The organism is Bacteroidetes bacterium GWF2_43_63 (genome assembly GCA_001769275.1).
Lineage (GTDB): Bacteria > Bacteroidota > Bacteroidia > Bacteroidales > DTU049 > GWF2-43-63.
Genome location: MEOQ01000039.1, coordinates 50,678 through 65,709, shown reverse-complemented (window position 1 = coordinate 65,709; position 15,032 = coordinate 50,678). Strand labels below are relative to the sequence as shown.

The 15,032-nt window shown below is 44.6% G+C and carries 2 protein-coding genes; both read right to left on the bottom strand.

Annotated elements, in window-relative coordinates:
• Window positions 1–344: 344 nt before the first annotated feature.
• Window positions 345–6,776 carry a hypothetical protein gene (locus A2W93_07150; protein OFY53786.1) on the bottom strand — a complete coding sequence of 2,144 codons (6,432 nt, stop codon included), beginning with the start codon at window positions 6,774–6,776 and terminating at the stop codon, window positions 345–347.
• A gap of 124 nt (window positions 6,777–6,900) precedes the next feature.
• Window positions 6,901–14,985, bottom strand: coding sequence for a hypothetical protein (locus A2W93_07145; protein OFY53785.1), 8,085 nt, complete (start codon window positions 14,983–14,985; stop codon window positions 6,901–6,903).
• Between the last annotated feature and the right edge of the window lie 47 nt (window positions 14,986–15,032).

Genomic DNA, 15,032 nt, shown 5'->3' with positions numbered 1-15,032 from the left:
TTACATCCGGCTAAAGCCGGATGCTATTATTGTTTGACATCCTCCGGACGTCAGTATTGTTTTAGGAATAAACAATGTCTTTTTGCCGGGACACCCATTTGAGCATCCTGAAAATTGTATAAATGTATATATCAATTTCTTACAAAATTGGAAATTTCAAAGTGTCGAAGTCAGGAAATTCAACATTCATTTCTTTCATCAGTAAATGTCACTAATGAGTGATAACTTAAATGAGTTAAAAATCACAAAAAAAGGGAGCAACAACGTGCTCCCTTTTCCTATTATTTCTTATCCTTTTTCTGGCGCGGTTCCGATAAATATCGGAATAAAATCCGTGACAGAAATTATTTAATCACCGACAATCTTCTCGTCAGCACCACATCTTTGTATTCGAGGGTGTACACATAAATGCCCTGACCGAGACGGCTGAGATCAACATTCACCGAATTCTTTCCACTCTGACCATCAATAGTGGTGGTCTGAATCAGCTCGCCGAGCGTGTTGCGTAATGTGAGTACGCATTTGCCGGGGGCGGGGAGCGTAAAGCTGATTTCGGTTTGTGCAGAGGCGGGGTTGGGGACGTTCTGCAGCAGGGTTACACCATTGAACGTGGCTTCTTCTAATCCGATGATATCGTTGAAACTTACACAAGCGGTATCATTTCCTCTGTATGGATCGCCGCTGACATTGGTGTAAGCACACAATTCATAGTTGATGGAAGGTCCTGGATAGGTTTGTGTGAAAGTGTAATTCACTGTTGAATCGGGCAACAAAGTACCAGTCCATGTACCGTTTTGCGGCGGGAATCCGGTATTCAGTTTATAACTTACAGGAACTGAAGTCAAAGTGTCGGTTCCAAGATTTTTAATTTTAACAGTGACAGTTGTTGCCGCCCCGGTTGTTGTTGAAGTAGCTGGTGCAACAATTTCCACAATGCCACCATCAATGGCAACGGCAGGTCCGAGAATTTTGATGTCGTCGATGGCAAAACCATTGTTATTGATCGTTGTATTTGATTTGAACCCGAAACGGAATTTCACAATGCTGTAGCCAGAGACTGCATCAAGTTTAATGAAGGCCGGTTTCCATCCGTTGGTGGCCTTGCTCCAGCCAGGTGTTCCGGATACGTAAGACTCAAACCAGTTGAAGCCATTGGGATCATTGATGCTACCCAGTGATGTCCATGTTGCGCCGTTGTTATTTGTATATTGAGCATAGCCGCCGTCACTGTTTTCCTGTGCCTCGATCCAGTAATAGAAGGTCAGGTAGGCACCACTGACACCAAAGAAATTGATATTGGGTGTGTAAATGAACCCTGAAGCAGAGATTGGGTAATCTCCGTCCAGATTGGTGGTCCATACATTATCGGGGCTGTGTGCAATGTTTATAATGCTTGCAGCTGGTACTCCGTGTTCCCAAAGTGTCGGAGCATCGGTATAAAGCTGCGTGCCGTTTTCCATGTCGTCTTCAAACATAATGGCAGGCGGCAGTCCGTAGAACCAGGCACATGCGTTATCGTTGAAAGTGTTGGTATCATTAACAACCAGTGTGTATGCGCAGATTTCATTGCTGTCCGGAACAACGGTTACATCCGGGAGTGTGATTTGTGTTGTTGCATTGGGCGCCAGCGATCCGTTCCACGTAAATGCAACAGGGGCACCACCGTTGGCAATATATTCCACAGGAATAGTTGTTAATGTGTTGGTTCCAAAGTTGCGAACAGTAACAACAACAGGGACCAGTGAATTTTCGGCCTGAATGTAGTCGGGAGAATCAATGGAAACCACACCTGCATCATCGGGAATTTGCGGGGCGATAGTTACAAGGTAATCTTCGGTCTCACCATAGTAGTAAACATTACATGGTTCAGTTTCCGCTGCATCGTTGCTTTCCTGGACAACAACACGCATGGTAGTTGTTCCTGACACCGCGGTGAGCGGTACGGTTATATTGCCGGTGAGCACCTGAGGCTGGGTTGTATATGCCGATCCGAATGCAAGTTCTGCGGGTTCGGTAAAAACACCATCGTGGTTATAATCAATATATACTTCACTGTAACCTGAATAGTCACTGCCTCCTGTAACAACGGTGATTGATATCGGATAAGTCTGTCCCAGCGCGAGATAAGCAGGAGCCACGGTAGTTGTATAATCGGTATAAGTGCCGCTGTAAGGTGTAGGAGACGTGTTGTTCAATCCACTCAGGGTCACATTGCCTATATCTTCGTCACCTGCGTTTTCGGCATATGATTCACAATAAGTCAGAGGAGAATTTACAACCTGTTTCTTAACAGTGTCGTTGACTGGATACAGATCGCCGGAGAGAGTAGTGTATGCAGCAATTTCATAGGTTGCAAATGTGCTGAGGTTTGCTCCTGCAGCGAATGTGTAGGTTGCGGTATCGCCTGGATTAACTGGTCCTGCAATGCTTCCGGTAACAGCAGTGCCGGCATTAATGGTATAGTTAACCGGAATGTTTGAAGCAGCAGTAGTTCCGTAATTTTTCACGCGAACAGTAACCGTTTCATTGTTTGTTAGATCAATTCCATCGTTTGGCGAATCAATCGCGATTACACCAACATCGACGGATGGAGCACCGGTAACGAAAACTGTATCCGGCTTAACCTGACCGGGGCATCCGGCCTTTTCTACAGTAACTTCATCAATGAACCAACCTTCTGCACCTACGCTTCCATCAGATGAAAACACAAAAGCAATTTCGAGTTGAGTTCCTCCGTTCAGCAGTATTTGCCCGGAAGTTGTCATATAACCTGAACTCCCGGAAAAAACACCAGCTGCAGGTTCATAATAATTGCACGAGCCAATGGCCGGATCAACATTCAATCCGTCATCATAATTATAGCCTCCGGTGCTTGGTTCAAACTGATTCCAGGCTCCGCCATCCAATCGGTATGCAACATAACCGTGGTCACAACAGCTTTCGGTTTCGAAGCGGTGTGTGAATGTCAGTGAAACATCCGTCCCAAAAACATTAAATACTGGCGAGAGCAGCATGGCTCCCGATGAGCTTGATTGGTCAACCATAAGCGCGGTCCCAACGCCGGCATCTGAATTCCAGCCCCAGTTGTATGTGGTGTAACTGGCGCAGGGAGCCAACGCAGACCAACCCTGAAGATCTGTTTCAAAAGTGTAATTATATTTTACACCAGAGGTAGATGCAACAAAATAAATTGTGGTGTCATACAGAACGGGTGTCGTATAGGAAGTACCGGTTTCAAGCAGGGTAATTAGTGCAGGATCTGCATACCACTGAATGGTGTCGGTGCTGGTTGCTGTTAGTGTTGCAGCTGTTCCATAAGGTATTGTTGCATTTGAAACCACAACCGGAGCTGGACTATGCAGCGAAGTAACAGAAAATAAAAGTGTGTCGTTTGCAGCAATCGGGTCACCGGTCAAGGCAATCCAGGTGTTGATTTCGAAAACATGATCTGTCGCCCCGACTGAAAGGTCGGCCAGCGTTGAGAAAGTGAAGTCTAGAGTGTCGCCGGACAGAATCTGTGTGGAAATCGCCTGCGAGACTGGCGTTCCGCCATCGACCGAGTAGTAGGCTGTCAGGTTTCCATTAATAGCATTCAAGCCATTGCAGGCAATTTGAATTCCAATGCTTTCCATAGCAAGTCCGCATCCACCCATTGGTGAAAGGTGCGATACAATGCCAGCTTCCTGCAATGGGGGTGTGAATTCGTCGGCACCCATTTCCGGGGTTGTTACATTTCTCACTTCTCCATCAATATCATTCGAAACCCCAACTCCAAAGCCAAGATTGTTGAGGCCGAAAGCAATCGTATGCAATTCTGTGTTGCTGATAAATATCGGATTCGAGCTGATTGAGTTGGCATCCATAGCCGAGGCAGTCTGATAAGAAGCCAGGTTAGCATAGTCGTTATAATCAAATACAGCCAGATTACTGCCGGTTGTATAAAGGTTGTTGTAGTTTGCTGTATCCGAAAAATTATTCAATCCAATGGCATAACCGCTTCCGGTGTTTGCAAAGATGTTGTTGAATATCTCATTGTCAACACCATAATTGGAATAAAATGCATAATCTAAATTCGATCCCGAAGAATAGCAATTAACGCTGTTGTGGTAAACATTAAAGTTAGTGCATTCATAGAAGTAAATCCCATATGCATCACCAGTACCACCAGCTGATACAAAGTTGTTAATAATACTGCCCCGGTCCGCAGCAGAATTTGTAACTGCGAAAAGATACAATGCTGCATATTTTGCATTATAAATTCGGTTCATCCGAATGTCGACATTGTCGCTTTCATAGACATTCACACCAAAGGCATAATCAGAAGTGTTGCCAGAACTGACAATATTGGTGTCAATAGTAATACCGGAGCAATATTCCACTTGAATACCTGCATAATAATAATCAGTGATGGTGTTTCCGGTAATTGAAATATTGTGGCTTAAACCTGCGAAGTCTGTAATCAGGTTCATCGCTGTTGATCCGTATTGCAGATTGTTGTTCCTAATAACAATATTGGAGTCATTTGAGCTGGTTAGTTTGAAAATCAGATCCAAATTGTTGTCCTGCATTAATGCATTGGCCCCGGCAATATTGTTTCCTTCGATAATGATATTTTCACAACCACTGCTTAATGCGATGCAACGAGCATGAGTAGCCCCCAGTGCCTGAATGCTCAGGTTACGGATACTGAAATAATCAGTGCCATTCAGGTTGAAAATATAATTATCAGATGAAGATGTAGCTGTGTTTTGCAAAACAACATCTGTGGCTACGCCGGTCGATGACTGGAAAGTCACATTGGCATTGGGACCAGCACCTGGTATTTCAGGAAGACTTATTAATGTTGTGTAAGTTCCGGGAACAATGTTGAAAACTGTTGTATCGCTGATACCGCAGTTTGACAGAGCCCCAACGGCATCTGCAAAATACTGAAAATTGGCACCACCGGTGGGCACTACCGGATTGATGGTGTAGTTGCCTGCAAGTAAAGTGTTGCAGACAAAATAATTTTTCAATATTGTGTCATTAACGGGTCCTTCATCGGCAACTCCATTTGGTAGCGAAGACCAGACCTTAATCTGATGACTGCCCTGACCCGTAAATGTCACGTTGCCAAGCAGAATCTCAGCTGAATTCTGATCTTGAAGCAGCGATCCGGTCCAGGGATAAGGCGTTTGAAGAATTCCGTCAACACTCCAGTTGAGCGTGAGACTCGTGACTGTGTTGGCGCCCAGATTCCGGAATATGGTTTTCACCGGATATGGGGTTCCGGTGGTTGGAGTTGGGGTGCTAAATGGTTCCGTAATTTGATGCATTGCAACATCGTTGCTGTTGTTATTGCTCCGGAAAGCGATCTTCAGATTGGGACGGTCGGTTGACAGGGTTCCGGCCCCTGATGGGAATGAATAGTCCTGAGAATCATACTGAGTGAGGTTGCCAGTGGTAGTGGTGTAATAGAATTCCGGATATGTATAATCATAATCACCGTCTTTATTAATCCAAACAATATGGATATTTCCTGTTCCATCATAAAAATAGGGCACTGTTACTGGTATTTTTGCCCAGCCGGTTGCGGTAAAAGTATAGGTGCCGGTAAAAATCCGCGTCATTTGAGTTGTATCAGGGAACGCCGAAGTCAGGAATTCACTGACCGGACTTGATGAGATATAAATGTCCTGATTAGGCATTATGAAGGGAGTCGGGGTAGAGGCAACCTGAAAGAATATGGAATCAATTATCCCCGACATTCCAATTTCTGTTGCTGTGTAAATTTGCTCACTCCATGAATAATCGTAAAAGGCATTCACCGGCACTTCATAGCCGCTGGCGGTGCCTGTTCCAATGATTGCAACCGGAGCTGGCTTTTTTACGAAAAACCAGTTCCCGGTAGTCGATCCGGTGTTGGCTGCCAATGCCGCATCGATAGCCGAAATCGTATAGTCTATACGTGTATTGTATGCCTGAGCAGGAATGGTGGCATGAAATGTATCTGCCAAAATAACGGTCATTGGCACGTTTGTGCTGGCACCGCCGTTTATTGAGTAAGACAGGGTTGCAGATGCAATTCCAGATGCGTCACTGATGGCAGCTTTAATTTCAAATGGGCCATTTACAAATACTGTATCCTGATAAATAAGTGGAAGCAGTGTAATGGTTGGCGGAATCAGTTCCGATGGCGCGATTGTAACTTTTACATCATCAAGACTCCAGCCTGTGCGCTGATTGGCGCCGTTGTTGTTGCCATCACTCAGCTTAAATCGGATCTTAACGCTGGCCTGATTGCCAACCAGTCCGCTCAGATCGAATTGTTCTGTTTTCCACCAGGTGTTCTGCGGAACAGTTGCGCCTACTCCGGCTGCCCAGGTAGTAGGGTAGCTGAATTCCGTGAATTTATTAGAGGCGAACGATCCGACACCGAGGTAGTTGCTTATTGTCACCAAAGTCCAGGTAGCACCTCCATCAATGGAATATTCAATCTGTCCGGCATCACCACTTTCGATTTTGCAGATTTGCTTGAATTCCAAAACTACGCTCGTGTTTCCTGTAGTAGAAAAAGCCGGAGTGGTCAGGTAACTGGTACTCGTCAGACCCAATGTGCATGTGTCCGAAAATGATCCCGAGGCATGCAGCCGGGAGTTAATTCCCCAGGCAATAGGTCCTGAGGACGTGAGGTCATAGGGTGCTGACTCAAAGTCTTCGTTCAGCACGATAGTCTGGCTTTTGGCGGCACTTACCGCAAAAACCAGAGCCAACAGCGATAAAATGAAATATTTCATAGGAGAATTTAGATTTGGATGGGCAAATATATAGACAATATTGAAATGAGCTTTTGTTGCATTTAATAAAAAATAAAAAAGAGGACGATCGTCCTCTTTTTTATTTGAAAAGCGTATGAGAATCCTATCTCATTACAGATAATCTGCGTGTAAGTTTCACATCTTTAAATTCAAATGTGTAAAAGTAGAGTCCCTGTTCAATGTCTTGCAGGTTAACATCCAGGTCGTTTTTACCCTTAATTCCGTCAACTGAGCAGGAGTAAATTACTTCACCGATTGCATTACGAAGCGTAATCAGACCAGTGCCTGGTTCAGGCAGAATAAATGATATCCGGGTAATGTCCGATGCCGGGTTAGGTACATTCTGCAACAGAACGACTCCTTCCTGAACGGTCTCTTCTATTCCGGTTGCATCGAGCAGATCGACACAGGTTGTATCATTCAGTTTATACGGATCACCGCTCAGCTTGGTATAGGCACAAAGCGCATAATCTGCGGCTGGTCCCGGATAGGTCTGGGTAAAGGTATAGGTAGTTGTATCACCAGGGGCAAGTGTTCCTGTCCATGTTCCGTTTTGCGGCGGGAAGCCTGTATTGAGGGCATATGAAACAGGAATTGAGGTCAGGTTTGCACTGCCGAAGTTTGTGATTTTAACACTTACCGTGACCTGTTGGCCGGCACTTGTTGAAATACTTGGTGTCAAAACTTCAACCACACCACCATCAATAGGAGCCGGAGGTCCAAAGATTTTTACATCATCGATCGCAAATCCATTGTTAACCGTAGTTGTGTTTGATTTAAAGCCAAATCGGAATTTTACAATACTAAAACCTGAGACTGCATCAAGTTTGATAAATGCAGGTTTCCATCCGTTGGTTGCTTTGGTCCAGCCAGCTGTACCTGATGCAAAAGAGTCGAACCAGTTGTAACCCAGCGGATCGTTAATACCGCCCAGTGATGTCCATGTCACTCCATTGTTGGTTGTGTATTGTACAAATCCACCATCACTGTTTTCCTCGGCATCAATCCAGTAATAGAAGGCCAGATAAGCTCCGTTGACACCAAAGAAGTTAAGGTTGGGTGTGTAAACAAACCCATTGGCTGAGCTTGGATAATCCCCGTCCAGAATGGTTGCCCAAACGTTATCGGGGCTATGAGCAATATTAATAACATCTGCGGTTGGAACACCGTGTTCCCAAAGTGCCGATGTGTCGCCGTAAAGCTGGGTGCCATTTTCCATGTCGTCTTCAAAAATTACAGTAGGAGGCAGGCCAAAGAAATACGCACACGACTGATCATTGAATGTATTCGAATCATTCAGCACCATGGTATAAGCGCAAATGAGGTTGCTGTCTGCGATTACAGTGACATTTGGAAGGGTAATCTGAATAGTATCATCTGGAGCAAGCGAGCCATTCCAGGTGTAAGTGACTGGTGTTCCACTGTTTGCTTCATAAGTAACAGGAATGGATGTCAGTGTGTTGGTCCCGAAGTTCTTGACAGACACTACTACAGGCACAGAGGAAGCTTCTGATTGAATATAGCCTGGTTCATCAATGGAGATTACACCTGCATCAAACGGAATCTGCGGAGCAAGTATCACGAAATAATCTTCGGTTTCGCCATAGCTGTAAGTGCCGCAAGGGACTACAGTTACAGCTGTTCCGCCTTCACGGCAAACAACCCGCATTCCAACTTTTCCGGTAAAGGCAGTTAACGGAATGGTTACATTTCGGGTGATGGTTGTATCCATTGCATCAACATAAGAAGTAGAAAACACAATTTCCTCAGGATCAGAAAAGATAGCGTCGTGATTGAAATCGATATATGCTTCTACGAATCCGTCGTAATAGGATGATGCATCGTCACCAATGGTCACTGACATTGGATATGTGACACCATGAGCCAGAAATGGAGCAGCAACGGTTGTTGTGTAATCGGTGTACATCATGGTGTGCGGTGCAGGCGAAGTATTATTCAACGAACCGATAGTGACGTTGAAAATATCTTCATCGATTGTGCTTGTGGCTGTTGAAGTGCAATAAATCAGCTCACCATTGGTCACTGTTTTGTAAGCTGTGTCATTTGTTGGATAAATGTCTCCGGTAATCGTTGGGTATGCCTTGAATACATAACTTGCAAAAGCAAAAAGATTTGCATCAGTAGTAAAGGTGTACAGCCCTGTGTCGCCAGGGAGAATAGTCCCGGTAAACTGCTCCGTAACCGGAGTCAATGAGTTAATCTGATAGCTTATGTCAAAGTTTACGGCAGGTGCTGTGCCATAGTTCCGAATCTGAACCTGAACAGGTTCATTGGTTGTGAGTTCGATACCTGAAGTGGGTTCAATGATAGAAATAACTCCCAGGTCATTGGCTGGCACGCCGGTAAGAAACACTGTGTCTGGGCTGATCGGTCCCGGACATCCGGATTTGTGTAGCGAAACTTCGTCTATAAACCAGCCGGTATAACCTAAGCTATAATCAGAGGAAAAGACGAATGCAATTTCCAGTTGTAAGCCACCGTTAAGGTTTATTGGCGCACTACTAACAAAATATGTGTTATTGGATCCGCCAAATGTCCCAACTGTTGGACCAGCTACGCATGCACCCAGGATTGGATCTTTATACAGATTATCTAACCCACTATACAAGCCAGTAGTCATTGTTAGGTGTGTCCAAGCCCCGCCATCAATGCGATATGCGACATATCCGCGATCGCAGCAGTTTTCAGTGTCGTATCGGTGTCGGAATGAAAGCTGCACAGTATCTCCTGAAACATTGATGACCGGTGATTTCAGATATGCGCTGGAAGTGTCACTGGGGTTCGGCATATATGCTGCACCTGCTCCGCCATCGCTGCTCCACGACCAGTTATACGAATAAGAACATGGAGAAATTGCTGTCCAGCCCTGCAGATCACTGTCAAAAGTGTAATTAATATCCATTGCACTGGTCGAAGCAACATAATAAATTGTGGTGTCATACAAAACAGGAGTTGTGTACGAAGATCCGGTTGCAAGAAGTGTTGTAAGGGCAGGATCTGCAAACCACTGAATGGTATCGACGCTGGTTGCAGTCAATGTTGCAGCGGTGCCATAAGGGATTGTGTCGCTTGTAAGTGTCACAACAGCAGGTGAGTGCAATGAATTTGCCGAAAAACTGATGCTGTCATTCTGGTGAATGGTATCGCCGAGAAGGGTTACCCATGCATCAAAATTAAATAAGCTGTCGTTACCAAATCCTACATACATGTCAACGGTTGCTGCAAAAGTGAAATCATAGGTTTCCATCGGCAGAAGCGTAGCGGTGATTGCCTCCGTAACAGGTGTTCCGTTATTCACCACATAGGTGGCTGTAAAATTACCATTGATGGTATCACTGCCGTTGTTCTTTACACGGATGATAACGTCTTCAACACCCAATCCGCAACCGCCTAAAGGCGAAATAACCGACAACAGCTGAGCTTCGAATGGTGGAGGTAAAAATTCGTCAGCGCCCATATCCGGTGTTGTCAGACTGCGGAGTTCGTCATCGATGTCTTCAGTAATTCCCAGCGGAGTCGCCAGTCCATTGGTACTGAAGGCCAGGGTATGAAGATCACTGGCACTTATATAACCTGGGGCAACACTTACAGAGTTTGAATCCTTTTGCGTCAATGTTTTCCATGCGGCCAGATCGGCTGCCGCACTACCGTGATAACCAAGTGTTGATCCGGCTGTATAGAGGTTGTTATAATCACTGCTAAATACGGTACCAGCACTACTGTTATAAATTGCGTAGCCCAATCCGGTATTTGTGAGGAAGTTGTTCTTCACATTCAGATTACCGCCATAATAAATGTAAAGTGCACGGCCGGTTGTGGATGTCGAACTGGTATTAAGCGTGTTGTGGTAAATATCAACATAAGTACTGGTGTTGCTGTACAGCGCATATGCCGTCGATGTTCCGCCTACCTGAATCATATTATTCACGATTCGGGAATGCGTTGTTGCATCGGCATCGCAATAATAAAAATAAATACCATAATAGGTTGGGACAACAATATTGTTCTTTTCAATTACAGAATAGTCGTTATAGTTCAAATACATTCCCACTACTGAACCATAGGCCGAATTGGTATTGAGTTCATTGCCTTTGATTACGATACCTTTCTGATAGTAAGTGTACAGTCCGTAATAGTAGAAATTGTTCAGGGTGTTTCCTTCAATTACATTGTTTTTCTCAAGGTTAGTTGATGAAATTCCATACCAGTAGATTCCATAGGAACCGTTGTTTAGAACGTTGTTCCGGATAATATTATTGGTGTCATTGACCGTAATTGAATTATAAATCAAGGCCATGTCGGATGAGGTCAACGTAGTTGCCGGACCTTCGATAATGTTTCCTTCGAACAGGTTATAATGCGAACCACCACCAAGGTTGATCGCTGTTCCATAAGAGGTGCCCTGTGTGAGGAAGGACATATTCTTAAACTGCACACGGCTGGTGCCGTTAAGTTTGACAATAAAATTAGATCCGGATGCAGTCGCATTTTTTCGTAAGGTCACATCAGTATTAACACCGGTGGCCGACTGGAAAATAACACAGGCCGATGGTCCGGCTCCAGGAATGGCGCCGTTGAAGGTAAGCGTTGTGTCATATGTTCCGGGCTCAATATTGAAAACAGTGGTGTCGCTTATCCCGCAGTTTTGAAGTATTGTCAGAACTTCTGCAAAGTACTGAAAGTTAGTTCCACCGGTTGGTGTTACGGGGTCGATGGAATATGTTCCTGAAAGCACTACATCACAAACAGTATATGCTTTGATTGTGGTATCATTCAGGTTGTTTGGATCTGCAACAGCGTTGGGCATCGAAGTCCATGCTTTTATGCTGTGACTGCCTGCAGTTGGGAAAGTCACTGTTCCAATGGTGATGTTGCTTTCTGTAGCTCCGGGTAAAACATTCCCAATCCAGGCAAAAGGAGTTTGAACTGTTCCGTCAACCGACCAGCCTATGCTGGCGGTCTCCAGGGTATCGGTACCAAAGTTCTTTATTTCGACAATAACATTGTACAAATTTCCTGTCACAGGAACCGGAGATGTTGTGGGTTCAAGAATGGCAATTACGCCAGCGTCCTCCGGAGCAGGTGAAAACTCATCAGCGCCCATATCCGGTGTAATAAGACTTCGAGTTTGTCCATCAATATCAGTGGTTATTCCTACTGGGGTACCCAGATCATTCATATTCAAATTGAACGTGTGAAGGTTGGTAGAACTAACAAATCCGGGATTTATACTCACGGAATTTGAATCCTTCAGGGTGGCAGTTGTCCAGGCAGCAAGGTCGGCACGCGCAATGCTGTAATAACCGAGCGAAGTGCCGGTGCTGTAAAGGTTGTTGTAATCTGATGCAAATACAGTTGCGGTTGATGCCACATAATAAGCATATCCACCTCCAGTTGCCGCAAATACATTGTCTTTGACATTCATCGGACCACCATAATATAAATAGAAAGCCCGGGCGGAGGTACCTGATCCGTAGTTATTCACAGTGTTGTGGTAAATATCCACATAGTTGGAATAGTACGGATATAAGCCATAAGAGGTAGATGAACCACCGATCGAAATAAAGTTGTTGGCAATCAAACTTGATTTATTGGCGTCGCCATCACTGTAATAAAAGTAGAGACCATAATAAGCTGGGACACTGATTTTATTTGAGGTAACGGTAGAATAGTCACTATAAGCCAGTTGCATACCGGCCGGCGACGAGTAAACGGTGTTTGATGTTAGAGTGTTGTTGTGAACAAGCAGGTTTTTCTGGTAGTAAGTGTAAATTCCCCGGTAATAGAAGTTGTTGAAAGTGTTTCCTTCTATAATATTCCCACCTTCCAGGCTGCTGCTGACACCATAAAAATAAATACCATAAGATCCGTTGTTGAACACATTATTCCGGATTGTTATGGCCGTATCGTTTAATGCACTGGTGTTGTTGATCAACGCCATATCTGTTAAGGTAGAGGAGTTGGCCGGATTCTCAAAAATATTTCCTTCAAACAAAAGATGATTTGAACCGCCGGAAATGTCAACGCATTTTCCATAAGTAGTTCCAAGCGCTTTGATGGTCATGTTTTTAACTTCAATGTATTTTGCAGCATTGAATTTAAAAACAAAGTTGTCGACTGCTGTAGCTGCATTATAGCGCAAGGTTACATCTGTATTTATTCCACTGGCAGATTGGAAAACAACACTGGCCGTGGGACCATTTCCAGGAATTGTTCCCAATGTCAGCAACGTGTCATAAGTCCCGGCGACAATATTAAAAATGGTAGTGTCCGTAATTCCGCAGTTTTGCAGGGTTGATAATACGTCTGAGAAATACTGAAAATTGGTTCCACCGGTTGGAACAATAGGATTAATTGTATACGTCCCAGCCAGAACCGCCGAACAAGCGAAGTACGTTTTTGAAATGGTATCATTTTGAGGTGCTTCATCTGCGAAACCATCCGGATTGCTCGTCCAGGCCTTGATCACATTGTTTCCAACTAATGAAAATGTAACCGAACCGAGCGTGATGTCCGTCGAAATTTCATCCTGAAGCAACGTGCCGTTCCAGGAATATGGAGTCTGAAGTGTTCCATTCACCGACCAGTTGATGGTTAAGGTGTTTAGTGTATCTGACCCTAAATTTTTGACTTTAATTTTTACATCATAGGGCGTGCCTGTAACGGGCGTTGGTACAGTTAATGGCGATGTCATCTGAACCGGTGCAACATTATGTACAGTGTTGATCACAGTGAATGCCAGTTTTAGATTTGGTCTGCTGTAGGTGGTTGTTCCGGTCGTTGTTGGGAAATTGTCATCAGCATATTTGTACTGAGTCCTGTATACCGGGCTAGTCGAAGTGCAGTTGTATGATGGCCCCCCTGAGACCCAGGCGCCGTCTCGGTTTACCCATATTATATGCAGATTCCCAATCCCGTCGTAGTTAAATGGGGTTGAAAGGACAACCTTATTCCAGCCAACTGAAGTGAATGTATAATTTCCACTATAAACGAGCGTCATTGAGTTTGTGTCAGGCATGGTGCCTGCCGGAATTTCAGAAATTGCCGATGTTGAAATGTAGATTTTCTGATTATAAAAAGTGTATGGAGCAGTCAATGATGCAACATTAAAGAAAATAGAGTCAATTGAACCTGACATTCCTATTTCCGCTGGAGTATAGATCATTTCTGACCAACCAAAATCCCACGTCCCATACGCTGGGGTGTAGCTGCTGGTTGTTGTACCTGTCCCAATAATTACAACCGGTGCCGGTTTTTTTGTATACAGCCAATAATTGGTCGAACTGCCATCGTTCGAAGCCAGAGAAGCATCTGTAGCAATAACATAGTAATCAACGCGCGTGTTGTAGGCCTGAGCCGGGATGCTCACTGAAAATGTATCAACACTCAAAACCGACATATCCAGCGTGTCGGTGGGCCCTGCATTAACGCTGTAAACAAGCTTTACAGAAGCAATGCCAGAGGCGTCCGTTGCTTTTGCCTTAACCTCAAAAGGTCCTGGCGTAAAAACTGTATCCTGATGAATTACAGGTACCAGTGTTATTGTTGGTGGAATAAGCTCTGAAGCAGCAACGGTCACTTTCACATCATCCAGATACCAGCCTGTGCGTTGGCTGGCTCCGTTATTGCTGGCATCATTCAGTTTAAAACGAATTTTCACATTGGCCTGATTGGCACACAGCCCGCTCAGATCAAACTGCTCTGATTTCCACCAGGTGTTTTGTGGAACTGCTGTAGCATTCCCAGCCATCCAGGTAGTAGGGTAGCTGAATTCCGAGAATTTACTCGACGCGAATGATCCGGCACCTAGGTAATAACTTTGGCTTACCAAAGTCCAGGTAGTACCTCCATCGATGGAGTATTCAATTTGTGCGGCATCACTGCTTTCGATTTTACAGATTTGCTTGAATTCCAGAATTACACTCATATTTCCTACTGTCGAAAATGAATTCGATGTCAGATAACTTGTGCTGGATAGACCAATGGTGCAGGAGTCTGAAAAGGCCCCCGCCGCCTGTAACCTTGAATTGATTCCCCAGGCGATCGATCCGCTTGACGTTAAATCATACGGGGCAGATTCGAAATCCTCGTTCACGATTACGGTCTGACTGATTACTGGCATAGCCAAAACCAGCAGAATAGCGCTTAAAAGTGCTAGTGTCTTCATATTAATAATTTGATTGTGTTCAGATAACAGGGCAAATATAATAAAAA